This is a genomic window from Paraburkholderia sp. NPDC080076, assembly GCF_050281145.1.
Lineage (GTDB): Bacteria > Pseudomonadota > Gammaproteobacteria > Burkholderiales > Burkholderiaceae > Paraburkholderia.
Map to the genome: position 1 here is coordinate 1 of NZ_JBNNWQ010000001.1, position 26,038 is coordinate 26,038.

Sequence of the window (26,038 nt, forward strand, 5' to 3'; positions counted from 1 at the left end):
GTGCCGGACAGATCGCGAATCATGAGGGATGACATGGTGCTTCTCCAAAGGTGCGCGGAAGACGGGGGTAATCGTGGGCAGGCGAAGCGGACCGGCGAACCGGTCGCCTCGCCTGGCCGCGTATTACACGTGGATGTTGTTGCTCGTGGAGATGTACGGGTTGACCGTCGAGCTGATGCCGGTGGCGAACGCGACGTTGTTGCCGTTGGCGTTCTGCAGGTTCAGTTCGGTGTTGATCAGCTGGGTGGCATCGACCTTCTTGCTGTTGTTCGGAGCAAAGACGGGGCTGAAGTTGAAGTACGACGAGGACGGGTAGTAGCCGGTGCCGCCGCGCACGGCGCTCATGGCCTTGCTGTCGAGTTGTTCGGTGATGGACAGGTCTTTGATCATCAGCGTGTTCATGGTGAGTCTCCAGAAGGTAAAGGTCAGGGTCTTGCGGTTGGGTGCGAGCAACTTGTCTGCTCGGGTATCACTAATGCACGGGCTGTGCCAGTTATATTCAAGGTTCCTAAGAAAGCTGGTGGAGGCCTGCTGCACAAGGGTTTCGCGTTGCAGTGCCGGGTTCGCACCAGCGAACAGCCGCGTGGAAGCGATGAACGACTGACGGCATATGCCCGACAGACCACTGCATGCTGTTGGATGTCGCACGACTCGGGCTCGCCGCGCAGGCAGCGGGCCAATCCTGGTTTGCGAAAGCACGGAGCGGGAGCTAGTATCGAAGCGGCACATGTAACTGGTTACGAAAGGTTCTCTATCAGCCCGAGAGGTTTGGATCGCGCGCGATCCGGCCCAACGGCAGCGGCGGCGCTTCGCACAAATGGCTAGCCTTGCGCGTGTGATTCACGACTTTCAGAACGGCGAGCTGTCCCGTGACGAGTTCGTGGCTCAACTCGACAGCACGTTGACGACCGAAGGACTCGGCCCCACGCAGCTGCTGGACATGCTTGGCGCGGCACATCGCAAGGCGCCCCTCCCCGACGATCTCTACGTGGAAGTGCGGCGACGCATCGAGCAGTTGCGCGTGTCGAACGTAGCGGCGGGCGGCGACGAAACCGGCATCCAGACCACTGTCGAGATTCCGTCGGTACGGTCAGCCAGCGCGGGCAGCGCGGGAAGCTCGGCCAATGCAGCGGGCACCGGCAGTGCGGCGGGACACGACCAGATCAAAGGCACCGGCGACACGCTCAACAACCGCTTCGTGCTCGAAGAATGCCTCGGGGTCGGCGGCATGGGCACGGTGTACAAGGCACTCGATCTGCGCAAGCTCGAGGCCTCGGATCGCAAGCCGTATCTCGCCATCAAGGTGCTCAACGTTCAGTTCCGCGGCAACCCGAATTCGCTGGTGGCGTTGCAGCGCGAGGCGCGCAAGGCGCAAGTGCTTGCGCATCGCAACATCATTACGGTGTACGACTTCGACCGCGACGGGCCGATCGTCTATCTGACAATGGAGTACCTGTCCGGCAAGCCGCTCAGCCAGTTGCTGCGCACGCCGGGCTACCAGGGCATGCCGGTGCGTGCGGCGCTGCCGATCGTGCGCGGCATGTGCAGCGCGCTCGCCTATGCGCACGAACGCGGCTTCGTGCATTGCGACTTCAAGCCCGCCAACGTGTTTCTCACGACGAATGCCGAAGTCAAGGTGATCGACTTCGGCATTGCCCGCGTGTTCCAGCGTCCGGAAGAGGAGAGCGATGCAACCGTGTTCGATCCGGGCAGCCTCGGCGCATTGACGCCCGCGTATGCGAGCCCGGAAATGATCGAGCACCGCGAGCCCGATCCGCGCGACGACATCTACGCGCTCGGCTGCATCACGTACGAGCTGCTGACCGGTCACCATCCGTTCGACCGCTTGTCGGCGACGCAAGCCCGCAATGCCGATTTCAAGCCGCAGCGGCCGGCCAATCTCGATTCCAGGCAATGGCGTGCGCTGCGTGCCGCGCTGTCGTTCGACCGCAATTCGCGCATGCCGAGCGTGGTGCGCTTCATCGCGGAGTTCGATAACGAAGCGCGTGCGGAAAAGTCGGGCACCCTGGCGAAGGTGGGGCTCGCGAGTTTCGCGGTGGTGTGCGCGGCGGCGGTCGGCGTGTTCGCGTTCCGCTCGGCGCCGACCCGGCACAGCGGATCACAGACGCAGGCGGGCGCTTCGCAGGCTTTGGCGGAGCAGACGGGTTCGTCGTCATCGGAAGGAACGGTGTCGGGGCCGGTGAGCGCGCCGCCTGCGGCACCGCCGGCAAGTCCGGTTGCGGCCGCGCCCGCCACGCGACCGGCGGCGCCCGCGCCGAAGCCGGCGCTGACCCTTGCCGCCATCACGCCGGCGCTGGCGCAAGTGCCCTGTTCGGCGCTGTCCGCGTCAGTCCAGGACCACTCACTGACGGTGCGTGGCTACGTCTCGCAACGCTATGGCGCGGCGCATCTGAAGGACACGCTGGCGGCGTTGCCGGGCGTCGATACGCTGACGCTCCAGGTCGAGCCGCTCGCCGACGACAAATGCGACACCATCAAAGCATTCGCGCCCTACTGGATTCACAACATGCAGGCCGGCCACGTCGCGGCCCTGCATGTGCGGCCGCCAGGTGGCCAGTTGAGCGAAGGCAACCCGCTGGTCGTCGACGTCACCACGCCGGGTTACGACTCGTATGTGAACCTCGACTACTACCAGCTCGACGGCAGCGTCGTGCACATGGTGCCGAGCCCGCGCGCGAAGGACAATCAGGCGCCGCCGCACTACGCCGCCACGATCGGCAGCGCGGGTGACTGGATCATTTCAAAGCCGTTCGGATCGGAGATGGTCGTGCTGCTGATCACGCCGGCGCCGCTCTTCGATAAGCCGCGCCCGGAGAGCGAATCGCGCGCCGACTATCTGCGCGCACTCGACACGCGGCTTGCGCAGATCGGCGGCAAATACGGCCACGATCACATCGTCGCCGATTTCGCGCCGATCACGACGAAACCACGCTCGCCATGAGCGGCGTGCGAGCGCGGCTCGCGAGCCGGCTATGAACCGTCCGCGAAGCCGACAAGTCACTTGAGATCTTTGACGACCCGGAAGCCATCCTGCGATTGACGCACGCCCGAGCTGTACTTGAAGCGTGTCGCGCTGAGCATGTAGCTGCCGCCTTCGCGCCACGAACCGCCGCGAATCACGCGCATGTCGCAGCCGGGGCTGTCCCATGCGTGGCCATCGGCGGGTGCGCCCTGGTAGGAGTTGTGCCAGCAGTCGGCGGTCCATTCCCAGACGCTGCCGTTCATGTCGTACAGGCCGAGCGGATTCGGCGCGAACGAGCCGGCGGCCTCGGGCCCTTCCTTGTGCCACGGTTCGCCGCAGTCCTTGCAATTGGCGTTGCCCTTGCGCATCTGATCGCCCCACCAGTAGGCGGTCGTGGTGCCGCCGCGATCCGCGTATTCCCATTCCGCTTCGGTGGGCAGGCGGTACGGTTTGCCGGTGGTCTTGCTCAACCATTTCACGTATTGCTGCGCGTCGTCCCAACTGAGGTCGCGCGCCGGTGCGGCCTTGTTGGTGTTGCTTTCCGGCGTGAGCTTCTGGCAGCCATTGGCGGCGACGCACGCGTTCCACTGGTCGACCGTCACCTCGTACTTGCCGATCGCGAACGGCGCGCCAATGGTCACGTGATGAACGGGCTTTTCGGACGGGTCGTCGGTACTGCTGCCCATCGAGAACGAACCCGCGGGCACGGTGATCATGATCGGACAGGTGGCGCAATCGCGGCTTTCGCCGGCAACCGGCGCATGCGTGACGGGCTTTTGCGCGACCGCTGCTGCAGGTGGTGCGGCCGGCGGAGCAGCGCTTGCAGTGGGCTTGGGTGCCGGGGTGCTAGCCGGCGGCGTTGGCCGCGCGGCTTGCGGCGCGGGTGCAACTGAAGGCGCAGCAGGCGTGGCGGTGGACGGCGTGTTCGACGTCGCCGCGGCACGCAAGCGGTCGATGCGCGCATGAGCGAGCGTGGCGAAGCGGCCGTTCGGATAAGCCTTCAAATATGCCTCGTAGTCGCCCGGGTAGTTGCTGTCCTTGATCGAATTCCAGAACGTGATTTCGTATTGTTCGCTGCTGTCTTTCGGCAGGATGCCTCTGCTATGCAGCGCGACCAAGGGATTATCCCGAGCTGTGGACGCAGCATCGGCCGTCAGCAAGGGCTGAGGAAGCGACGAGGCAAGCCACGGCGATTGCTCGCCGCCGGTCGCGTCGCGAACCTGCGCTGCGACGCGTTGCAACAGATCTGGCAGCGCCAGCGACGGAGCGCTGTCGAGCGCGTGAAGCCATGCATTCGTATAGACACCGTGGCGTGTGCCGTCCGCTGCGAATCCGCCGGGCGCGGTGGCGTAGGCAACCACGGTTTTGCCGGGAAGCGCAGCCGTATCGTCCGTCACGTCCGCTGAGAACGGATTATTCAGGCACGTGTCGAGGATCACCAGATTGAGCCGGCCGTCACGCGCTCCGCGCATGGCCTGCAATACGGCGTGCAAATCGACACCGTTGCTCACGACCTCAGCCGGCGAGCGGGCATCCACTCCCGCTGGGATGAGCAATGTTTGCGGGCCGATTCGCATGCCGTGTCCCGCGAAATAAAAGAGGCCAACACCGCCTGGCCGCAAGCGCTGATGGAATTCGCCGATGGCCTCGCGCATTTGCTGCGGCGTCGCATTCGTGCGCAAGATGACGTCGAAGCCGAGCGTTTGGAGCCTGCCGCGCATGGCTTCGGCGTCGCGCGGCGCGTTCTCTCGCAGCGCGTCCACTTGCGTGTCAGTGCGATCCGTACGATCCACACCGTCCGCACCATACGCGCCGTTACCAATCACAAGCGCGATACGTGGAGAAAGCAGATTGCCCTGTGGCGGCGTGAACGGAGTGACCAGCGTGAGCGGCAAACTCGCCGCACTCGTATCGCGCTCGGCGCCGTCACGTTGCGGCGCCGCAAAAGCGTCGCCCCAATGCACCTGCATCGCCCCGGCCACGCACACCAGCATGAATATTCGCCACATCTTTACATCCTGTTTGTTCCGGACAGAACATAGGCAATCGAGGACCACGCTACTCGCATCAACTGCTGGAGTGAATTGCGAGAAACATCGACGCCGCTATCGACCATCCATCTGCAACCTCTTAATAACGATAGCACGCGCTTTGCGCGCCACAACTGTCCGCGTGCCCCGAATGCGTTATACGGTTAACGAGTGTGGCGTATCTTTTTGGCAAGTTACGACCTAAGCTAATTCACAAAGTAGGGCGGCAAGCTCGTTTTAACCAAGTGGCCGTCCAATCGCGCGTGCGCCCGCGACATCCAGCCGGAACGCCCGGCCTGCCTTGTGCAGCCGACCTGGCCATGACCACTCTTCGGGAGAGTGCGCTATGCGAAGAACCGTTACCCCCGTTGTTCTCGACGTGCGTCATGGATCGAATGCGCGTCGCGAGGCGCTGCGCCGGGCTTTGCGCGCGACGCTCGTCCTCATGTTCGGCAACATGGTGCCGAGCGTCTTTGCGGCAGCCGAGCAAACGGCGTCGCCGCCGGGCGCCGAGGAATACATCATCTGGCCATCGGATGGCACGGTGATTCACGGCGGCAAGTTGTGGGTGCGCATGGGACTGCGGAACATGGGCGTGTGCCCGAAGGGCGTCGTATTCCCCAACACCGGCCATCACCATTTGCTGATCGACACCGATCTGCCGCCGCTCGATCAGGAAATCCCATCGGATCGCAATCACCTGCACTTCGGCGCGGGTGAGACGGACGCGCGAATCGAGTTGCCGCCGGGCAAGCACACGCTGCAACTCATTCTCGGCGACCACAACCACGTGCCGCATGTGCCGCCTGTGTATTCGAAAAAGATCACCATCACCGTGCTAAAAGACTAGCGCGATCCGTTCGTTCAAAGCGGGTCCGTCAGGACGGAGAGACCTTCATGTACAAGATCATCGCGGTCGCGGCGCTCGTCATGTCGGCGGCATTGGCTTCGCCGAATGTCGCCCTTGCAGGCAGCACGCCGGCGCCGGCCGGCGCCTATGCGTATATCGGCTATCCCAACGATGGCCAGGTCGTCCCTGCCAACAAGCCGTTCAAGGTGTGGTTCGGCCTGCGCTACATGGGCGTAGCGCCGAAAGGCGTCAAGTATCCGAATACCGGTCACCATCATCTGCTGATCGACACTGACTTGCCGCCGATGGATCAGGAGATTCCATCGGATCGCAATCACCTGCACTTCGGCGCGGGTGAAACGGAGACCATGATTCAACTCCCGCCGGGTAAGCACACGTTGCAGCTGCTGATGGGCGACGACATGCATGTGCCGCACAATCCGCCGGTGTATTCGAAGAAGATCACCGTCATTGCGCGGTGACGCGCGGTTGCGTATTGCGCGGCGTGACGCGGCGCATCGGTTAGCGCCTCAGTGTCACGCCGCAGCCAACAATTTCGCACGGGTTGTTGGCCGCAATCCACCATCCTCCGGACGCCGCTTCACCGCTTTGTCTCACGTCCGCCTCACTGCCAGCCCCGCAACCCTTTATCTACAGCATTCCGGCACATTTCTTAGGATAGGAAAGCAATCCTGGCACAGCCCATGCGTTAGTGACACTCGAGCAGACAAGTTGCTCGAACCCAACCGCAAACTGTGCTGTATTCCCTTCCCAGGAGATTTACCATGAACACGCTGATGATCAAAGACCTGTCCATCACCGAACAACTCGACAGCAAGGCCATGAGCGCCGTGCGCGGCGGCACCGGCTACTATCCGTCCTCGTCGTACTTCAACTTCATGCCCGTGTATGCGCCGAACAACAGCAAGACCGTCGACGCCACCCAGCTGATCAACACGACGATGAACATTCAGAACGCCAACGGCAACAACGCAGCGTTCGTCTCGGGCATCTCGTCCACGATCAATCCGCACGTGTACGCCAGCAACAACATCAACGTGCACTAAACGGCGCAGGCCGCCGCGGAGGCACGACAGCCTCCGCGGACTCTTATCGGCCGCTCCTCAAAAAGATTTCGCAGCCAATCGTTCTTTTCACGCGACCCCCCGTTTCACCGCCCGATTCCCGCGCCGATCTTCTTGCATCGCTTCGATGGTGAAGCCGCGCAGGAGATGCTTTACTTAAAGGGCGCGCTCCACTCGTGCAACGAATTGGGCGCCATCGGAGACCATCGTGTCAGCGTTGCTTTCATCAGCTCGTCAGCGCTTCTTCCGCAGGACATCTGCGCTGCGCTGCGTTTGCGCGGCGACGATATGCGTGCTTTCGCTGTCGGCCTGTGTCGATGTCAGCATGCCCGACTACAAGCGTCCGGACACGCCCGCCAAAGCCTCGTGGTCGGATCAGAAAGGCGCGCCCGTATCGGCCGCCGCGACGATCGAACCGGACTGGTGGAAAGGCTTCCACGATCCCTATCTCGACACGCTGATCGCGAAAGCGATTGCCGGCAACTTCGATATCAAGGTACTGGCCGCGCGTATCGACGTGGCCGGCACGCAGATCGGCGAAGCCAAAGCGGGCGCCTTGCCGACCATGGATCTCGGCTTCGGCGCCGATTTCGAAAAGACCACGCACCAGACCTTCTCCAAGCAGTACAACCTCGCGACGCAGGTGAACTGGGACATTGATATCTGGGGCAAAGTCGAAAAGGGCGTGCAGGCGCAAAAGGCCGAATTCCATGCCAGCGAGGCGGACTGGCGCGCCGGCTATCTGGAACTGGTGTCGAACGTGGCCAGCACGTACTTCCAGATTCTGCAATTCGACGACCAGATCGAGCAGCAACAGAAAACGCTCGAAACAAACCGGCAGATTCTCGCGATTTACGACGGCCAGCGCCGCAACGGCCTCATACCGCAAACCCAGGTGTTGCGCCAGCAAGCGGAGATCAACCGCCTGACCAATCAGCTGCTCGACCTGCGCCGTTCACGCGCGCTGGCCAATAACGCGCTTTGCACGCTGATCGGCGTGCCGGCGGGCGAGTTCCGGATGCCCAAGGGGCATTTGCAGCAGCGCGTGCAATTGCCGCCCGTGCCGGACGGCTTGCCCGCCCAACTGCTGGCGCGCCGTCCCGACGTGGTGGCCGCCGAGTTCAGAGTGCTGGAAGCGTACGACCTCGTCGGACAGGCCAAGCTCGCGCAGCTGCCGACCATCAGCCTGACCGGACACGCCGGCACCGCGAGTTTCGCGCTGACCGATCTGCTGAAATCGTTCACGTACGGCTTCATGCCCAGCATCAACATTCCGCTGCTCGATCCCGGCGTGCGGGCGCATGTGAAAGTCACACAAGCGCAATCGACGGTGGCCGAACAGCAGTATCGCGCGGCGGTGATGACCGCGTTCGAGGAAGTGGAAAACTCGCTCGTCAATGTGAATTCGCACAAGGAACAGCGGGTGGAGTTGCAGCAGGAGGTGTCGCGGCTGCAAATCGTCGCGGACCAGATCCAGTCGCAATTGCGCCTCGGCGTGGTGTCGCAACTGGAGGTTTTCGAAACCGAACGGACCTTGCTGGAGGCGCAGCAGGAATTGCTCGCCAACCATCAACAGATACTGTCCGACACGGTGCTGCTTTATAAAGCGCTGGGCGGCGGCTGGCCGAGCGTCGACGTGCAGGCTGAAGTAAAGGAACACTGAGCTAATCCGCAATGTGGCGCGCAGCGTGGGTATTTCGGCTGTATCTGACGCACTCGTTGCCTTCATAATTCGACGATCGGAAAATTGACACTCGCCATGTGTGACTTACAATCTTTAATGGGCTGGTTTTTGCACGGCTCACTCGAACAATATCTTTCCGCCGTAGTCCTTCGTCCCGTTTCCGTTGCGCTCTCGCCGCAACGGGTAAACGCTTAGTGATCCAGATAAAATGGCCGCCGGCGAAGCTCCGATTGCTGAGATGCGCGCGACAGAAGACGCCGCGTTCGACGTGGTGTTGTCGCCGGCTGCGTCCGCGCAACGTCCCGCGCTCGACGCGATCCGGATCGTCGACAACCTGTTTGCAATCGGGCGCAGCGAGGCACCTTTTACCGACTATCCCGCCGAGCGGATTGCGCGCCTGTCGCGCCGTCATGCGCGGGTTTTCACGGAACACGGCGCGGTCTACGTCGCCGACCTCGGCAGCAAGAACGGCACGACGGTGAACGGCGTGGCGGTGCGGCAAACACCGGCCCGCGTGCGCGCCGGCGACGAACTGTGCTTCGGCGGCGAGCTCTGCTACCGGGTGAGCATTGAGCCGCGCGCGCGTATCGTGGCGGCCGCGAGTTCGCCCACCGCACTGGGATTGCTGCTCGTGCCGCAGCGCGACGATCTCGGCCTGCAACCCATCGAGGTGCAGGCATTTCCGTTTCTGGTCAGCAAAGCGGACGAAGTCTTCTCGCGCTACAAGGACCGCTATCCGCATCAGGTCAATTACATCTCGCGCCGTCACGCGCATATCTTTCTGAAGGGTGGCGAGCTCTATGTCGAAGATCTCGGCAGCACCAACGGCACATTCGTCGGCGGAAAGCGGCTGGACGAGTCCGCGCTGCCACTGGTAGAGGGCGATCTCGTTGCATTTGGCGGAGACCACTTCGTCTACAGGGTGACGCTGCAGAAACCCCCTGAAGTCGAGCCCACCGTGACACAACTATTCCTCAATCCGGCCGCCGACGAAGCAGCCGATCCCGACAAGACCACCTTCGTCGGCGCCGCGCATTCATTCCTCGATATCTTTTGCGTCGACCCCGGCCTCCAACGCGAAGACGAAGTCAACGAGGCGGCACAGGCCGCGTCCGCGCATGCGAAGCGCGACGCGCCGACCGGCACGGCAAGAGGGGCGACTGGCACGAACGGAACCAACGGTGCGAGTGGCGCTGCCAGCACGGCCGCCGCGAAGGGCCGGCCGCGCCGTTGGCGCTTGCTCGCGGGCGAACTCGGCAAGGCGTTTGCAATCGACGATCGCGCGAGCGTGCGGCGCATGGCGACATGGGGCGGCGTAGGCGTCGTGGTGATAGTGGCGATTGCGTCGGCGCTTTACATGCGCGGTTCGTCGGAGCGCGAGTTGAAGAACCTGCTGGCGAACGGCGATTACACGAGCGCGGTCACGGCGGCATCGGGCTATCTGGCGAACCATCCCACGGACACCAAAGTCAGCGCGCTAGCGAGCGAAGCGTTGTTGAAGGCGAAGCTCCCCAGTTGGCTGAACGCGTTACAAAAGGCTCAGTTCGATCAAGCCGACGCGTTGCTCAAGGAGATGCGCTCGCTGAGCGCGAACAATGCGGACGCCGCGTCGCTGATCGGCGAGTTGCAATGGGTGGGCGATCTGGAGCGTTTCGTCGCGGCGCGCGGCGGCATGGACGCTCCGATTCGCATGTACGTGGACGAGGGCACGATCGACAACCTGCTGCAACGCTGGGAAGACGACGCGAAGAGCCATCAGCGCGCGCTTGACCGCATCGCTTCCTACGTGCCCGTGTTCGCCGATCCCTATGCGCAGGCGCTGAGCCATCTGCGTAAGCTGGAAAGCGACGATTCGGTGTACCTCGCCGCCATCGACCGTCTGAATGGGACGATCCGCACCGAACTGGCGCGCGACAAACCCGACGCGCTGCCTCCCGTGCTCGACGATTATGCGCAGCGCTATCCGCGTCTCGCCGGCATTGATCGGGTGCGTCAGGATTTGCGCCAATACACGGATTTGTTGAACGCCGCGTTGAGCCGGCAACTGGTGCCGTTGCTCGCCATGTTGAAATCGGCGCGCTTCAGCACGCCGCCTTTTCAGGCTCAATTTCAGCAGCTGGCGGCCAGCCGTTTGCCTTCGTCAGACGTGATTGCGCGCCATGACGCGGTGACAGCGGCATGGCGGCGTGGCGACGCGCAACAGGCGCTGGCCGGTTTGCAGGCCATGCCCGCAGGGCCCTGGTCCGACGTGCTCGCGGCGGAACTGGCGCACAAGAAGGCACTGGTCGATCAGTACGCGCAATTGCAGAAGACGCACGGCGACAAGGATTACGACCAGCGCCTTCTGTCGTTCTACGCGAGCCTCGACCCGGCAACGGACGTGTGGTTCCTGCAGTCGATCCAGAAAGACGTCGCCGCCTTGCACGACAAAGCGCTGGCGCGTGCGCAAGACTTGATGTTGCGTGCCCAGAGTCTGTGGAAACAGTATCGCGCGGGTGGCTCGATCGGCGGTACGCAGCGTCTCGAAGCCGGTATTTCGCCGGGATTTCGCAGCGAGGCGCGTCTGCTTTCCGATGCGCAAACATCGGCGCAACAGGGCATGCGCATCTACACGCAACTGAAGGCCGATCATCCCGCCGACTTCGACCGGCTGCTTGCGGATATCGAGGCCGAAACCAATTTGCAGCGCCGTTCGCTGACGGAGTTGCGCATGGTGCTGGATCCGGGACTTCTGAAAGCGAAGCTGGCATTGATCGGGGGCGAGCAGAGTGAAACGCGACAATCACCCTAGGCCGTTGTCGGAGGCGCTGGAGGATCACAGCGTCGAGGGCATCGCGATTCTGATGGCGGAGCCAGTGCGGCTCGCGCGCGCGCTGATCTGGGCGATGGTCGCGCTGGTCGTGGTCGGGCTGTTGTGGTCGTTCGTGGGACGTGCGGACGTGATCGTCAGCGCGCAAGGCACTTTGTCGCCGGAATCGGAGGTGCGCCGGATCTATGCGCCGATCGACGGCGAACTCGCCGATCTGTATATCGCCGAGGGGCAACCGGTGTCGAAAGGCGACGTGCTCGCGCGCCTGAATGCGCGCGGCGCGATCGAGGCCGCCAGCAACGCCTTGCAAGCCCAACTCAAACTGGAAGACGCCGAGCGCGACTGGAAGCAATTCCCCGAGAAGAAGGCGCTGTTGGAGCGCAAAGCCGCCGCGCTCAAGACGCAGATGGAAGTGGAAGCGCGCCAGCACGAAAATCGCGTCTCCGAAGGCACGACCAAACTCGCGGAAGGGCAGAAGGCCGAACTCGACGAAGCACGCAGCATCCTCGACAATGCCCGGCGCACGCGTGAAGCGGCGCGTCAGGAACTGGACCGCTACTCGCGTCTCTTCGCGCAGCCGGGCGGCGGCGGCATTGCCGAATTGCAGGTGGAGCAGAAACGCACTGCGGCGATGGAAGCGGATAACGCGTACCGTGTGGCGCAATCGAAGCTCGCAGAGCTGGATTTCCGCTTGAGCCACGAATATACGCAGGCAAATGCGCAACTGGAAACCAGCGGCCAGCAGACCACCGACTTGCAGCTTCAATACGATTCGGCGGTGCGCGACATTACCGACGCGGAAGACAAGTTGCGCCTGCAACTACAAAGTGCGCGGCTGGTGTCCGAAGCGGCCGCGCGGATTCGCTTCGAGAACATCGACAAAGACAATTTCCTGCTGATTCTCGCGCCGGTCTCGGGCGTCATCACCGACGTGACGTCGACGCAGCGCGGCGACAAGATTCAGGCGAACGCGCCGCTCGGCGGCATTGCGCCCAAAGACGCACGGCCCGTGCTGAAGATCGAAATCGCCGAACACGATCGCGCGTTTCTGCATGAGGGCCTGCCCGTCAAGCTCAAATTCAACGCCTTTCCGTATCAACGCTATGGGCTGATCAGCGGCACGCTGGCCTATATTTCGCCGGCCACCAAGCCGTCGGCGACGGACAAGCAGCCGGTCTACGAAGGCCGCGTCACGCTCGACAAAAATTACTACCAGATTGCCGACACGCGCTATCCGTTGCGTTACGGCATGACGGCAAGCGCTGAGATCGTGGTGCGCGAGCGGCGCCTGATCGATCTGGGTCTCGATCCGTTCAGGCAGGTTGCGGGATGACCGCGCGGATCACACGTCAATTAAAGGAGCGGAAGAAATGACCGCGATAGTGCGAATCGATGACGAAGTCGTGGACGTGGCCGAATTTATTCGTCTTCTGAAACTGACCGGCCAGTTCGAGAGCCTGATCGAGCAGATCGTGCGCGACAAGCTCACGGTTCACGCGGCGAAGAAGCAAGGCATGACTGTCACCGCCGATGAAATCCAGCAACGCGCCGATCAGTTCCGCCGTGTGCGCGGTTTGCATCGCGCGACGGATATGAATCAGTACCTCGACGCCCTCAATGTCAGCCTCGACGAATTCGAGGCCTTCATTACCGACGGCCTGTATCAGGAAAAGATGCTCGACGAGATCGGCAACGAGGTCGCAATCAAGGATTACTTCGCGCTGAATTCGCCGAAGTTCGATGCAATCGAAGTGAGCCACATCGTGCTCGACAGCGAGGGCAAGGCGAAGGAAATGATTTCGTACCTGCACGACGATCCCGACAGTTTCGCCGACATGGCGCGCGAGCATTCGATTGCGGATACGCGCGAAGCGGGCGGCGTAATCGGCAAGGTGCTGCGCGGCTCGTTGAAGCCGGAAATCGAAGCGAAGATTTTCAACGCGGCGGTGGGCGATCTGCTTGGTCCGTTTCCGTCGGCGGATCGCTCGTGCTTCGAGATTTTCGCCGTGACGGCCAAATATCCGGCGACCCTCGACGCTGACGTGGCCTCCGAAGTCCGGCGGCTGCTGCGCGAGGGCTGGCTGATCGCACGCGCTCAGGAGCACGTGATCGAAGCGCGCTAGCCCGATCGGGGCTAGCACGCCGTATTGAAACAACGCAACGACACGCCGATTCGAGGTCCGCAAGCACATGGATGCACCCCAGACCGCGCCTTCCGCAGCCGAGTTTCTCACCTCGGTGGAAATTCTCTCGCCGTTTTCGCGCGATGAGATCGAGCGTCTTGCCGAATATGCGCAAGCGCGCTTCTATTCGTTCGGCGAAACGGTTTGTTCCGCGGGCGAGACGGCTGACGGGCTGTACGTGATTCGCTCGGGTTCCGTGCGGATCTTCACGGAAGAGCACGGCAAGGAAACCAGCATGGGGGTGCGCAAGTCGGGCGAGATCTTCGCCGATATTGCGATGTTGCGTACCTATGTCCACGAAGCGTCAGTGCGGGCATCGGCGAAAACCGAATTGCTGTTCATTCCGCGTGCCGCGATCGAACCGGTCATGGCCGGCAATCAGGCTGCCTTGGCTTTCGTTGCCAGCTACGTGGCGATCAATTCGGCGGGCGGTTTCGTCGCGCAGTTATTCGATCTGCGGGGCAAGCTGAACAAGGCGGAACTCGAAGAGTACGTGCGCAGCGTCGGCGTGAAACGAGTGGCCGCAGGCAAGGAAATCCTCAAGCAGGACGGACGCGAGGACCGGCGCCTGTACGTGGTGCGTCAAGGCGCAGTGCGTATCGTGCGGCACGAGGAAGGGCACGACTACACGCTCGCCACGCTCGGAGAAGGCGAAATATTCGGCGAGAAAGCTTGCTTGATGCGCCAGGAGCAGATGGCGTCGGTGGTCGCGACGACCGATACGCGGCTGCTGGTCATTCCGGAGCGCACGGTCCATTTCATTCTCGAACGCAATCCGAAGCTGCGCGAAGTGCTCGACGAGCGGATTCGCTACGGCGACCGCGAATTGCAGCGGCAAAAGCGGGTCGAACAGCGGCGCAAGCTGCCGCTGATGCTCGATTTGCAGAGCAAGCCCGAGTTCGGCGAGAAAGTCATCAAACGCTTCGCGCTGGTCGAACAGGCCGAAGAAATGGATTGCGGTGCAGCGTGCCTTGCAATGGTATGCCGCCACTACAGCATTCCGATGACGCTCGGCAAATTGCGCGAACTGGCCAACGTCACGACCCAGGGCGCGACGCTCGACAGTCTCGCCCGCGCCGGTGAATCGCTCGGCTTCACGGCGCGCGGCGTGCAATGTACCTTCGATTCGTTGCGCGGTTTCGATCTGCCGTTCATCGTGCACTGGGAGGGCTATCACTACGTCGTGGTGTACGGGCTCTCCAAGGATTACGTGTGGGTGGCGGACCCCGCGGTCGGCTTCAAAAAAATGACCGTGGAGGATTTCGAACGCGGCTGGAGCGGCACCTGTTTGCTGTTTACAGGTGGACCGCATCTGCTGCAAATGTCCGCCGCGCGTTCGCCGTGGATACGCTTTGTCGGGTACCTCAAGCCGTACAAGAAGATTCTCGGCCACCTGTTTCTAGCCACTTTCGTGATTCAGGTATTGGGCGTGATTCCCCCGCTGATTATCCAGAACATTCTCGATGGCGTGATCGTGCATCAGAATGTCAGCCTGCTGCATCTGCTGATTGGCGGCTTGATCATCGCCAATGTCTTTTCGCAATTGATGTCGTCGATTCGCGCGTACCTCGCGAATTTCATGGTGCGCAACATGGACTTCGCGATGATGTCGCAGTTCTTCAAGCACACCATGTCGCTGCCGTTTTCGTTTTTCGCCAAGCGCAAGACCGGCGACATTTTCGCGCGCTTCCAGGAGAACCAGACGATCCGCGCGTTCCTCACCGAATCCACCGTCACCACGGCGCTGAATCTGCTGATGGTGTTCATCTACTTCACGATCATGTTCGTCTACAACGTGAAGATGACGCTGGTGCTGATCGCGTTCGTCATTCCGATCATGGCGCTGACCGCAATTGCCACGCCGAAGATCAAAGGCTATGCGCGCGAAGTGTTCACCGCGTCGACCGAATCGAAGTCGTTCCTGATGGAAGCGCTCGCCGGTGTGGAGACCATCAAGGGCATGGGTATCGAACGGCCGGTGCGTCTGCGCTGGGAGAAGAAGTACGCGAAGGCGCTCGAAGTGCAATATCGCGCGCACGCGTTCAACATTCTCGTAGGACTCGGCAGTCAGTTGCTAAACTCCGCGACGACGATTGCGATTCTCTGGGTCGGTGCGAATCTCGTGCTCGCGCGTGAAATGACGATTGGTCAGTTGATCGCGTTCAACGCGTTCATGGGTAGCGTACTGGGGCCGCTCATGGGCCTGGTCGGCTTGTGGAGCATGTTGAACGACGCGGGTGTGGCGATGGAGCGCCTCGGCGATGTGCTCGATATCGAGCCCGAGCAGAAGCCGCAGGATTTGCCTTCACGTGTGATGCTGCCCGAACTGCAAGGCGAAATTAGCCTCAGCGGCGTCTATTTCCGTTACGGCGAAAACGACTCGGCGTACGTGCTCGAAAACATCAGCTTCGATATCAAACCCGGCGAACTGGTGGCGATTGTCGGGCGCAGCGGGTCGGGCAAGACGACGCTCGCCAAATTGCTGGTCGGCTTCTACGCGCCGACCGAAGGCAAGATGACGATCGACGGCTACGATCTCGGCGTGGTCGACAAAGCCTATTACCGTGCGCAGATCGGCTATGTGATGCAAAGCAATTTGCTGTTCTCCGGCACGATCTCGGAGAACATCGCGAGCGGCGACGACGCGCCCGACCGGCGCCGCATCGAGGAAGTCGCGAAGATGGCCGACGCGCATGGATTCATCAGCAAGATGCCGCTCGGATATGAGCAGATTGTGGGCGAACGCGGAATTGGGTTGTCCGGCGGGCAGATCCAAAGGCTGTGCATTGCACGGGCGCTGTATCACGACCCGCGTCTGCTCGTATTCGACGAAGCGACCTCCGCACTGGACTCGCAATCGGAGAGCAACATCCTCGGCAATATGCACGACATTCTGAAGGGCCGCACGGCGGTGATCATCGCGCACCGGCTCAGCACGATCATGCGTGCGGACAAGATTCTCGTGCTGTACGAAGGGGCGATTGTCGAACAGGGCCGTCACGATGAACTGATCCAGCGCGGCGGCATGTATTACCAGCTGGTCCAGAAACAGTTGAGTGCGTGATGATGAAGATACTCGACCAGGTTGAAGAGGCCAGCCCCGCGATTTCGTACGCGGGGCTGATCGAGCGGATCGAGATTTTGCGCTCGACATTGCGCTGGTCGTCGCGGCTGGAGCGCGCGGACATCGACAAACTGCTCCGGCAAGCCACCTCGTTGCGCGACGAAGTGATGCAGCTCTCGCACAAGGAGCGCTTCGTGCAAGCGGCGGTGGCCGCGGAGCCGCAGGAGCGCGGCGATCTATCGCGTGGCGCGCGCCGCAAAGCGTTGCTCGAACGCAGTTTCATTTTCGAAGGGACGTTCGGCGACAATCCACGCCTGCTCGAATCGCTCGAAATCGCCGAGAAAGCGGCGCCGACCGATTTACCCGTGTTGATCGACGGCGAAAGCGGTACGGGCAAGGAGTTGATGGCGAAGGTGATTCACGCCAACGGCTCGCGTTCCGACAAACCCTTCATTTCAGTGAACTGCGGCGCGATTCCCGACAATCTGCTGGAGTCGGAATTGTTCGGGCATCGCAAGGGGGCGTTCACGGGCGCTTCGAACGATCGCAAGGGGAAATTCGAAAGCGCGCATACAGGTACCATCTTTCTCGACGAAATCGGCGAGTTGCCGCTCGCCGGCCAGGTGAAGCTGCTGCGCGTGCTGGAAGCGCATGAGATCCAACGCGTCGGATCCGATGAGACGATTGCGGTGGATACGCGCATCGTCGCGGCGACCAATCGCAATCTGCGGCAGCTCAGCGAAGAGGGCAAGTTCCGCGAGGATCTCTTTTACCGGCTCAGCGTGATTCATGTGACGTTGCCGCCGCTGCGGGAGCGTCGCGATGAAATTCCCCTGCTGATCGCGTGGTTCGGCGATGAAGCCGCCGGCACCTTAAAGCGCAGGCCCGTGCGAATGACGCCGCGTCTGCGGGACTTTCTGCTGAACTATGCGTATCCGGGCAATATCCGCGAGTTGCGCAACGTGATGTATCGGGTGTCGTGTCTGGCCGGCGATATGGCCGATGTCGATCATTTGCCGGTGGACATGCGGCCGGCGGCGCCCGGCTCGGCGATGGCGTCCAGCGCTGCGACCGCGACGGGGCAGGAGCCGATCAGCGTGGCGAACCTGATGTCGCTGAGCGACGCAAAGCGTGCCGCCAGCGACGACGCCGAAAAAGCCTTTCTCGAGCGCGGCCTTCGAGAAGTGAGCGGCACGGTCGCGGAACTCGCGCGTCGTATCGACATGAACCGCTCGCATCTGCAGATGCTTCTGAAGAAACACGGCCTGCATTCGAAGGATTTCCGCAACCGCAATCAGCCGGCCGGGAACAAGAACGGCGCTGAAGACCACGACGATGAAGACAACGAGACCTGAGACCGCGGCGTCACGCCAATAGCTTCATGGCGCCGGGTTAAGCAGAGTTTTGTCTGACGCATTAGGGTCTTCGGCACGCACGACCACGGCGGTGATGTTGTCGCGGCCGCCGCGCGCGAGCGCCAGGTCGACGAGTTCTTCAGACGCGTTCGCGCCGGCCGTTTTGCTCAGCACAGCGAGCATGTCTTCTTCGCCGACTTCGTTGCTCAGGCCGTCGCTGCAGAGAAGGAAGACGTCGCCGTCCGCGACCTCGATGGCATCGTCGTCGAGTTCGAGCACGTCGGTGGCGCCAACCGCGCGCGTGATCATATGCTGCGCCGGATGATGGCGCGCCTCTTCTTCGGTGAGGACGCCGAGCGACTTGAGCGCTTCCACCTGACTGTGATCGCGCGTGAGTTGCCGCAGGCTGCCTTGACGCAGCAGGTACAGGCGGCTGTCGCCAGCCCAGATGTAGCCGCAGAAACGATCGCAGGCGAGCAGCACGACGACCGTACTGCCGATACGCTGCACCTGACGGCGCGCGGCTTCTTCCCGCAGTTGACGATTGGCGGTTTGCAGGCGCGCGCGCGCGTCGGCGACGAAGGACTTCATGCTGACCGGTGACGCGAGCCGGCCAAGCGCATCGATCACCAGACGGCTCGCCAGATCGCCGACCGCGTGTCCACCCATGCCGTCGGCGACGGCCCAGCGTCCGAGTGCGGACTGGTCGAGGCAGGCATCTTCGTTGATCTCGCGGACGCGCCCAGCGTCGGAACGCGCGGACGACGTCCAGCGAAATTGGCTCGCACAGGTCACAACGCTTACACCGTATCGTTTCTGCTGCGTGCGTCGGGAGAGACACTGATGTTCGAGTTCGCGCCGGTGTTGCGTACGTCGACCGACTGGAACGTGTTGATCATCTGGTTAGCATAGAAGTTGTTGGTCACATCGTACAGGTTCACGACGGGTCCAAAGCTCGGCGTATCGCGTACATAAGGCTGAATCCAGCCGTACACCCACGGGGCGCCGCCGCCGCCGCGGATCGCCGCCATCGCTTTACGGTCTAGCGCGAGGTTCAGCGAGAGGTCGCTTACTGTAATAGAAGCCATGTCGTTTCTCCGGTTGGCCGCGTGTGTAACGCGCGCGGTGACGCGCGGTTAAGAAGTATCTGGCCGTTATAGTGCAAGTGCCATGCCAATTCGTGAGTGATTCAGGCGGTTTGTCGTAACGCCTTGATTGCCGGGCGATTCCGCGAGCATGCGTATAGAGCGCTTCGGCGCGCATCAATTCATCGGTCGGCTGGCAGCCAACATGCCCGCACTCGAAACGGTGCGCGACCCAACACATTCCTCGTGCTCGCCGCGCCGTTTCAATCGGCGCACATCCCCTTCCACCGCAGCGGCAAAAGAGCGCCGCTCGCCAACACTTCGGCCAAATTTCTGTCGGCCCGCAACGTACACTCGTCGCATCCGGAACGTCTCGTTTTCCCGCGAAGCCCTTTAAATAAAGGCTTTCGCGCACATGGCCCGAATGATGCAAAAGATCTCGCAACAGTGTTGGAAATCGAAGCGAGGCCAGCCATGAACACGAACCAAACCAGCAGCGAAAACAGCGAAGACCGCTGCGACGCCGCGTCCACCATCGACCTGCCGATCGGCGCGCATCTCGTCACGCAACGCCCCGGGTACGAACACCACGGCATTTATGTGGGCAATGGCCGCGTGGTTCATTACTCAGGCTTTGCGAGTTCAGCGCATCGCGGCCCGGTTGAGGAAGTGGAACTGGAACGTTTCGCCGCCGGCCATCCGCTGACGATCCGTTCAACCCCGTCCGCCCGCTACGTCGGCGACGAAGCCGTGCGCCGCGCACGCTCCCGCCTCGGCGAAAACCATTATCGCCTGCTGACCAACAACTGCGAGCACTTCTGCGCATGGTGCCTGCTCGGCGAAAGCCGTAGCGAACAAGTGCATTGCTGCCTGCGCCATCCGCGCACCGGCATGCATGCACTGGTGTGCCTCGTGAAGGCTTTTGTGGAAAGCACCGCGAAGGGCGCTCACGGTTCCGCGCAAATGGCCTGAACCGGCGACACCGAATTTCAGTGACTCATTTTAGTGACTCAATCATTCAAGGATTCAAGGAGAACATCATGGCCGCCGCAGAAAAGTCCTTGCATTGGGCCGTAGACAAATGGCTCGCCCCGACCCCGTCGATGCCCGCACGTGTCGTGCAGTTCTGCCACCGTGCGTCGCAACATCAGCGCTATGTGTGCGTGGAAGCCTTGCGGCCGAGCGGTCTGCTGTCGATCTTCTTCTTCCGTCATGACGACGGTTCGTGGAATGTGTTTCCGCCGCAAGCGGAGCGGCCCGCAATGAATGGCCATCGCCGCGCTTTGCTAGCTGCCTAGCTCCGCGCCTGCGCAGACGCTTTCTTGATGATCCACTGATTGAACAGCAGCATCGCCGGCGTCATGGGTTTGCCCTTCAACCATGTCAGCCAATAACTGCCGGCGTGAACCTCCACTTCGAACGGGCGCACCAGCCGGCCTGTGTTGATCTCGTGATCGAACATCAGCGCGGGCGCGAGCGCGATACCCGCGCCCTGCATCGCCGCTTCCACCATCAGCCGCGACGAATCGAACACCGGCCCGCGAATTGGCCGTGGCGGAATACCGGCGGCGGTGAACCAGCTCATCCAATCGTCGGCGCGATAGGAGCGCAGCAAGGTCTCGTCGGCGAGATCCTCCGGCTTCGACAGACGCGCCGCGATTTCCGGCGTGCATAGCAGCGCGAGCGGCGCGTCGAGCAGGCGGGTCGCGAGCGAACCGGGCCATGTGCCGTCGCCGAAACGAATCGCGAAGTCGAGACCTTCGGTGGCGAGATCGACCAGGTTGTTGTTCGTCAGCAGCCGCAGTTCGACGAACGGATGCGCGTCGCGAAATGACTTGAGGCGCGGCATCAGCCAGCCCACCGCGAAGGTGCCCACCACGCCGACCGTCAGCACCTCGTGAAAGTGGCCGCCTTCGAATTGCTTGAGCACGGCTTCGATGCGATCGAATGCGTCGGTCAGCACCGGACGCAACGCGAGGCCCTCGTCGGTCATGGCGAGGCCGCGCGGCAGACGCTTGAAGAGCGCGGTGCCCAGCCGCTCCTCCAAGGTCCTGACCTGCTGGCTGACGGCGGCCTGGGTGACGTTCAATTCGAGCGCCGCGCGCGTGAAGCTCAGGTGTCGGGCGGACGATTCGAAGGCGCGCAGCGCGTTTAACGGAAGGTACGGTCTCATGGCGAAGGCATAAGATTTTCTTGTGAGTTGGCTAACTTATCATCGTTTGTCAGCAGCCGGCGGAAAACCGATAGTTGCGGCTTCACACAAAGGAGCGGCGATGATCACAAGACGGAAGTTCGCGGGCGCGATGCTGGGTGTTTCGATAGCTGGGGTTGCGGTTGGCAGTGCCGGCGCGTTCGGCAAGGCATCCGGCAAGGCGGTGAAAACGGGCACGGCGGCGCAAGGACGCGAGCTGGCCAAGGCGGATGCGATCCGTAGACGGCTCGCTGAAATCGAAGCGGCGAGCGGCGGGCGGCTGGGTGTGTCGCTCGTCGATACGATGTCCGGCTTGCACGCCGGCTTGCGGACCGACGAGCGTTTTCCGATGTGCAGCACCTTCAAGGTGCTGGCGGCGGGCGCCGTACTGGCGCGCACGGATCGCGGCGAGGAAGACTTGCAGCGGCGCGTGGTGTTCTCACAAAGCGACGTGGTGTCGAACTCGCCGGCTACGAGCAAGCACACAAGCGAACTCACCGGTAACGCGGGCATGAGCATCGCCGAGCTATGCAAGGCGGCGATCACGCTCAGCGACAACACAGCGGCGAATCTGTTGCTGGCGACCTTCGGCGGGCCGGCTGGGTTGACCGCGTTCGCCCGCGGCCTCGGTGACGGCATCACGCGTCTGGACCGTAACGAGCCGACACTGAACGAGGCCATTCCCGGCGATCCGCGCGACACCACCACGCCCAATGCCATGCTCGGCAATCTGCGCGAGCTGTTGCTCGGCGAGCATTTGTCCTCGTCGTCGCGAGCGCAACTGCTGGCCTGGCTCGCGGCCAACGAGACCGGCGGCGCACGGATTCGCGCGAAGCTGCCGAAGGAGTGGGGCGTGGGCGACAAGACCGGAACGGGCGATCACGGCACCGCCAACGACGTGGCGATTCTGTGGCCGCCCGGACGCGGTCCGGTGCTGGTAACCGTGTACCTGACCGAAACGGATGGCGACGCGGCACGCAGCAATGCGGCTATCGCGAACGTGGGCGCGCTGGTGGTGGCATCTATCTGATCTCGGCGCGGACAGGAGCACACGCGACGCGATAAGGATGCGATGGCCAATAAATCCGGCGGTCATCGCCGCCGATGCGCCGATCGAAGTATGCGACACTAGGGCCACACCGAAAGGAGGCAACTGCGAATCGGCCTCGATGGATGCGGTGAGAAGTTGACTGTCCATGGAAATGCTCGACACCTTCTGCCGACGTTCGTCCAGGTAAGCCGTCGGCTTGTTCAACCACGCATCGTTGTCCTCGATTCGGAGTCCCCTATGTCTGTCTATGTCCTGGCATTGCTGATCGGCGTTGTGGCGGGTCTTCGCGCGATGACCGCGCCCGCCGCGGTCAGTTGGGCGGCGCATCTGGGCTGGTTGCCGCTGCAAGACACCCCGTTGGCATTTCTCGGCTTCACCGCCACGCCGTATATCTTCACGGTGCTGGCCATCGTCGAACTGATCACCGATCAACTGCCGAAAACCCCTAGCCGTACCGTGCCGATGCAATTCGGCGCGCGTCTCGTGCTCGGCGGATTGAGCGGTGCGGCGATCGGTGCGGCGCATGGCGGAGTAGGGAACGGGTTGATCGCGGGATTGATCGGCGTTGTGATCGGCACCGTGGGCGGCGCGAGAGTCCGCGGCGCGATGGCGCGTGCGTTTGGACGGGACCAGCCGGCGGCGTTGATCGAAGATGCGTTGGCGATCGTCGGCGCGGCGTTGATCGTGATGGCGTTGCGTTGATGCGCTTCAGCGAGACGCGGGGCGCCTCGCTGAAGCGGTTTGGGCAGTCTAGCTGGCCCGTGCGATACGTGAATCGGCGGATGTCCGCGGTGCGGGCAGGGCACCGATAGCCGCGGTGGCGGGAATCAGCTTGCCGCGCACCAGCAAGCCCAACGTCTTCACCGCCAGAATCGCGATGATCACATTCGCCGCGATGAACAGAACCGGCGCGGCCCATTCAACCGGACCCGTCGCGCCTCGTTCGACCATCCGAAGCGCCATCGTCGGCAGGGCGGCGACGCCGAAGCTGAAGGCCCAATAAGCCGGCACGAAAGCCTGTTGGCGAATCCACGGCAGCAAACGCAGGAGCAGCAGAGCCTGGTACAAGCCATAACCGAGCAGCACAAGGGCGAGCAGGTCAGGCGCGCCGCTGCTCAGGCTCAGATAGGTCACGCCACCCACCACCGGCGGCGCAAGCTGGATGCCGAGCACCGGGCGCAATGCGTCGGGCAGCGGTTCATGCACGGCGGCGCGGTGCAGGATCAGCGATTCGATCGCGAGCCACGACAGCAAACCCGCGCCCAAAAACAACGCGCCCAGCTGATGGAAACCGAAGGCGGCCGAAGCCGTGCCGGCTACGAAGCTCGGCGCCACGGTCGGCAGATAAATGGCGGGCGTCACCAGTTCAGGCTTGCGGCCGCCCTGCCAGAGCCGTCCATGCAAATACATGCCGAGCGCCAGTTGCGCGAGCACGGCCACGCCGAACAACGAAAGCGCCAACGTACGCGCGTACGGTTGCAGAAGCTGCGCGGCCAGCAGGCTGGAGACGGGGCCGAGCGCCGCAAACGACGATTGCACCGGATGCTGCATTTCCGCGCGCGCTTCGGCGGCATGCGTCAGCCATTTTTGCCCGTATGCCACCAGAATCAATAGCCACACGACGAGCGCGGCCACTGTCATCAAGTCGCCCACGGCGGCGGGCAGGTGCCAGAGCCTGATTGCCACGCGCCACAGATTGGCGAACGCTAGTGCGCCCACCGCGATCCCGAAGAAGGCAACTGGAATCGTCCCACGCTTGCTGTTCATCACCGATCCTCCGAAAGTTGCGTCGCGCTCCGCTGTTCCGGCTTCGCGCGATCGATGACGTACTTTAAAAGCCGGCGGCCAAACGCTGAATGCTGGGCGCGCTCAACAAATCGCGCGCTCGTCTCAAGATGAGACGTGCCGTATTCGGTGGGCGTTTGCGCCGTGGTTTGCGCTCATGCTCCGGAATCCGCGCGGAATCGGCGCCGAAGCGCCTGTGGCGGGTATGACAGCCCGGCGTCATGGCGTAAAATTTCCGCTTCCCTATGAAGTCATGCCACCCATGCCAACGCCTGCGGACAAATCGAACACGAAGGAAAGCGAGGGTGTTGCCGTCATCGATCGTGCTTGCGCCATTCTGTTCGCCTTCCGGCCGGACGATGACGCGCTCACGCTCGCCGAACTGGCGGCGCGCACGGGGCTTTACAAGAGCACGTTGTTGCGGCTCGCGGGCTCGCTGATCCAGCATCGCTTGCTGCTGCGTCTCGACGACGGCCGCTATCAGCTCGGTTCCGCCACTTTCATGCTGGGCGCGCTGTATCAGCGCAGCCTGAACCTCGGCGATATTCTGGTGCCGCTCATGCGCGAACTCGCCGAAATCAGCGGCGAAAGCGTGTCGTTCTATGTGCGCGACGAAGCGGTGCGGGTGTGTTTGCATCGCGTGGATTCGAAGCACGCGGTGCGCTTTCACGTGCGTGAAGGGGACGTGCTGCCGCTGGAAAGCGGCTCGGGCGGCCACGCATTGCTCGCCTTCGACGGCATGCCGGGCGCACCGTACGAGAAGATTCGCGAGGACTTCTACTGTGTGTCGATCGGCGAACGCGACCGGGAGACGGCGGGTATTTCCATGCCGGTATTCGGCGTGCGCCAGAGCCTGCGTGGCGTGGTGACGCTGGCCGGTCCGAGCTCGCGTATCGATCACGCGTTTCTCGAACGCAATCTCGGCGCGCTGTTCGATTGCGCCGCGCGCGCCACCGACGCCTTGGGCGGCGATTCGCGTGCCATGCGCAACGCGCAGCGGCGCGCGGCCGAAGTTCAGGACAAGTAGTTCAGGGCAAATAGCTCAGGGCAAATAGCTCAAGGCAAATGCCGCTCGGGCTTGCCGGTGTACGTGTAGGCCATCTGGCGCGGCATCGGACCTTTGTTGCGCTCTTTGCGTCCGCGCTGTTCCCATGCGTGCGACAGAATGCCGACCGCGCGTGACAGGCAGAACACCCCACGCGCCAACTCGGGCGCAAAGCCGAGTTCGGCGTAGATCACCGCGGTGGCGCCGTCGATATTCATCGGCACGGGCTTGCTTTTGAGGTTCATGAGCAGCGCTTCAATGCCGCGTGCGATCGCGGCATAGCGTCCGCTGATACGCTGCGCGCGGACATTCTCGTCCACTAACGCGAGAAGCCGCGGCGCACGCGGATCGACCGGATGAAAACGATGCCCGAAGCCCGGCAGATATTTGCCGTGCGCCGCGATGAAGGCATCCACACCTTGTTCGACGGCGTTTTCCAACGTGGTGCCGGCTTGCATGCGCGCATCGATCGAATCGTACAGTTCGACCGCCTGCTGGCCGGCGCCGCCATGCACGTCGTCGAGCGCGTTGATCGCCGAGGCCATCGCGCCGTTCAGCGGCAAGCCGCAACTGGTCGCAATCCGCGAGATCGCAATCGATGGCGCATGCGGGCCATGATCCACCGACGACACCAGCGCCGCTTCGAACAAACGCGCTTGCGCGGCGTCGGGCAGTTCGCCGCGCAGCATCAGCCAGATCATCTGCGGAAAGCTGATGTTGCCGATCAGCTCCTGAATCGGGAACCCGCGCACATTGATCGAGCCCGGATGAATGTCGATGATCGACGTGCTCCAATAATCGGCAGCAAGCTTCGCTGCGTCGAATGCTTGCGTCATGT

The 26,038-nt window shown here is 62.5% G+C and carries 22 protein-coding genes and 1 pseudogene; 15 read left to right on the forward strand and 8 right to left on the reverse strand.

Going from position 1 to position 26,038, the window contains the following annotated elements; all coding sequences use genetic code 11:
* Positions 1–123 precede the first annotated feature (123 nt).
* Positions 124–402, reverse strand: coding sequence for a hypothetical protein (locus ACQKRQ_RS00005; RefSeq protein WP_408177286.1), 279 nt, complete (start codon positions 400–402; stop codon positions 124–126).
* A gap of 415 nt (positions 403–817) precedes the next feature.
* Here ACQKRQ_RS00005 and ACQKRQ_RS00010 point away from each other — a divergent pair, with 415 nt between their 5' ends.
* Entirely contained in the window at positions 818–2,962 is a 2,145-nt protein-coding gene (locus ACQKRQ_RS00010) for a protein kinase domain-containing protein (protein WP_427474598.1), read from the forward strand.
* 56 nt (positions 2,963–3,018) lie between these two features.
* Here the strand turns inward: ACQKRQ_RS00010 and ACQKRQ_RS00015 are convergent, their stop codons facing one another.
* Together ACQKRQ_RS00015 and ACQKRQ_RS00020 are read right to left on the reverse strand one after the other, a co-directional pair.
* The gene (locus ACQKRQ_RS00015; RefSeq protein WP_427476012.1) at positions 3,019–3,699 is read right to left on the reverse strand and encodes a formylglycine-generating enzyme family protein; all 681 of its coding nucleotides are present in this window, start codon (positions 3,697–3,699) and stop codon (positions 3,019–3,021) included.
* A 456-nt stretch (positions 3,700–4,155) separates the two neighbouring features.
* Positions 4,156–4,992, reverse strand: a pseudogene (locus ACQKRQ_RS00020) (caspase family protein); the annotation flags it as partial.
* 367 nt (positions 4,993–5,359) lie between these two features.
* Here ACQKRQ_RS00020 and ACQKRQ_RS00025 point away from each other — a divergent pair.
* The 9 genes from ACQKRQ_RS00025 (at position 5,360) to ACQKRQ_RS00065 (ending at position 18,043) form a co-directional block, all read left to right on the forward strand.
* On the forward strand, positions 5,360–5,863 hold the full coding sequence (locus ACQKRQ_RS00025) for a DUF4399 domain-containing protein (RefSeq protein WP_132378878.1): 504 nt from the start codon (positions 5,360–5,362) through the stop codon (positions 5,861–5,863).
* Positions 5,864–5,910: 47 nt separating this feature from the next.
* The gene (locus ACQKRQ_RS00030) at positions 5,911–6,345 is read left to right on the forward strand and encodes a DUF4399 domain-containing protein (RefSeq protein ID WP_132378876.1); all 435 of its coding nucleotides are present in this window, start codon (positions 5,911–5,913) and stop codon (positions 6,343–6,345) included.
* Between the two features lie 303 nt (positions 6,346–6,648).
* Positions 6,649–6,930, forward strand: coding sequence for a hypothetical protein (locus ACQKRQ_RS00035; RefSeq protein WP_132378874.1), 282 nt, complete (start codon positions 6,649–6,651; stop codon positions 6,928–6,930).
* A gap of 226 nt (positions 6,931–7,156) precedes the next feature.
* On the forward strand, positions 7,157–8,611 hold the full coding sequence (locus ACQKRQ_RS00040; protein ID WP_427474599.1) for an efflux transporter outer membrane subunit: 1,455 nt from the start codon (positions 7,157–7,159) through the stop codon (positions 8,609–8,611).
* Between the two features lie 229 nt (positions 8,612–8,840).
* On the forward strand, positions 8,841–11,423 hold the full coding sequence (locus tag ACQKRQ_RS00045) for an FHA domain-containing protein (protein ID WP_427474600.1): 2,583 nt from the start codon (positions 8,841–8,843) through the stop codon (positions 11,421–11,423).
* Positions 11,401–12,774 (forward strand): HlyD family efflux transporter periplasmic adaptor subunit, encoded by a 1,374-nt coding sequence (locus ACQKRQ_RS00050; RefSeq protein WP_132378868.1) that lies wholly within the window; start codon positions 11,401–11,403, stop codon positions 12,772–12,774. The genes ACQKRQ_RS00045 and ACQKRQ_RS00050 overlap by 23 nt, the downstream gene beginning before the upstream one ends.
* A 37-nt stretch (positions 12,775–12,811) precedes the next feature.
* Entirely contained in the window at positions 12,812–13,564 is a 753-nt protein-coding gene (locus ACQKRQ_RS00055; protein ID WP_408177280.1) for a peptidylprolyl isomerase, read from the forward strand.
* A 67-nt stretch (positions 13,565–13,631) separates the two neighbouring features.
* Positions 13,632–16,688 carry a peptidase domain-containing ABC transporter gene (locus ACQKRQ_RS00060; protein WP_408177279.1) on the forward strand — a complete coding sequence of 1,019 codons (3,057 nt, stop codon included), beginning with the start codon at positions 13,632–13,634 and terminating at the stop codon, positions 16,686–16,688.
* Entirely contained in the window at positions 16,688–18,043 is a 1,356-nt protein-coding gene (locus ACQKRQ_RS00065) for a sigma-54 interaction domain-containing protein (protein ID WP_408177278.1), read from the forward strand. The genes ACQKRQ_RS00060 and ACQKRQ_RS00065 overlap by 1 nt, the downstream gene beginning before the upstream one ends.
* A 24-nt stretch (positions 18,044–18,067) precedes the next feature.
* On the opposite strand, the gene ACQKRQ_RS00070 is transcribed toward ACQKRQ_RS00065, so the two are convergent.
* The gene (locus ACQKRQ_RS00070) at positions 18,068–18,838 is read right to left on the reverse strand and encodes a PP2C family protein-serine/threonine phosphatase (protein ID WP_408177277.1); all 771 of its coding nucleotides are present in this window, start codon (positions 18,836–18,838) and stop codon (positions 18,068–18,070) included.
* Between the two features lie 5 nt (positions 18,839–18,843).
* The gene (locus tag ACQKRQ_RS00075; RefSeq protein WP_132378858.1) at positions 18,844–19,131 is read right to left on the reverse strand and encodes a hypothetical protein; all 288 of its coding nucleotides are present in this window, start codon (positions 19,129–19,131) and stop codon (positions 18,844–18,846) included.
* 471 nt (positions 19,132–19,602) lie between these two features.
* On the opposite strand from ACQKRQ_RS00075, the gene ACQKRQ_RS00080 reads away from it, so the two are divergent.
* Both ACQKRQ_RS00080 and ACQKRQ_RS00085 read left to right on the forward strand, forming a co-directional pair.
* On the forward strand, positions 19,603–20,100 hold the full coding sequence (locus tag ACQKRQ_RS00080; RefSeq protein WP_427476014.1) for a lecithin retinol acyltransferase family protein: 498 nt from the start codon (positions 19,603–19,605) through the stop codon (positions 20,098–20,100).
* Between the two features lie 68 nt (positions 20,101–20,168).
* A complete protein-coding gene (locus ACQKRQ_RS00085; protein WP_132378856.1) occupies positions 20,169–20,426 on the forward strand; it encodes a hypothetical protein in 258 nt (85 codons plus the stop codon).
* On the opposite strand, the gene ACQKRQ_RS00090 is transcribed toward ACQKRQ_RS00085, so the two are convergent.
* Positions 20,423–21,301, reverse strand: coding sequence for a LysR family transcriptional regulator (locus ACQKRQ_RS00090; RefSeq protein ID WP_427474601.1), 879 nt, complete (start codon positions 21,299–21,301; stop codon positions 20,423–20,425). The two genes, ACQKRQ_RS00085 and ACQKRQ_RS00090, sit on opposite strands and share 4 nt — an antisense overlap.
* 100 nt (positions 21,302–21,401) lie before the next feature.
* On the opposite strand from ACQKRQ_RS00090, the gene bla reads away from it, so the two are divergent.
* Complete coding sequence (gene bla / locus ACQKRQ_RS00095; RefSeq protein ID WP_427474602.1) at positions 21,402–22,349, forward strand: class A beta-lactamase; 948 nt, start codon at positions 21,402–21,404, stop codon at positions 22,347–22,349.
* A 258-nt stretch (positions 22,350–22,607) separates the two neighbouring features.
* A complete protein-coding gene (locus ACQKRQ_RS00100; RefSeq protein ID WP_427474603.1) occupies positions 22,608–23,072 on the forward strand; it encodes a DUF4126 domain-containing protein in 465 nt (154 codons plus the stop codon).
* A 48-nt stretch (positions 23,073–23,120) separates the two neighbouring features.
* On the opposite strand, the gene tehA is transcribed toward ACQKRQ_RS00100, so the two are convergent.
* Positions 23,121–24,137, reverse strand: coding sequence for a dicarboxylate transporter/tellurite-resistance protein TehA (tehA, locus tag ACQKRQ_RS00105; RefSeq protein WP_427474604.1), 1,017 nt, complete (start codon positions 24,135–24,137; stop codon positions 23,121–23,123).
* A gap of 280 nt (positions 24,138–24,417) precedes the next feature.
* Between tehA and ACQKRQ_RS00110 the strand changes: the two genes are divergently transcribed.
* Complete coding sequence (locus ACQKRQ_RS00110) at positions 24,418–25,182, forward strand: IclR family transcriptional regulator (RefSeq protein WP_132378845.1); 765 nt, start codon at positions 24,418–24,420, stop codon at positions 25,180–25,182.
* A 29-nt stretch (positions 25,183–25,211) separates the two neighbouring features.
* On the opposite strand, the gene ACQKRQ_RS00115 is transcribed toward ACQKRQ_RS00110, so the two are convergent.
* Positions 25,212–26,036: a citryl-CoA lyase gene (locus ACQKRQ_RS00115; RefSeq protein ID WP_427474605.1), complete on the reverse strand. Its 825-nt coding sequence runs from the start codon at positions 26,034–26,036 to the stop codon at positions 25,212–25,214.
* Positions 26,037–26,038 lie beyond the last annotated feature (2 nt).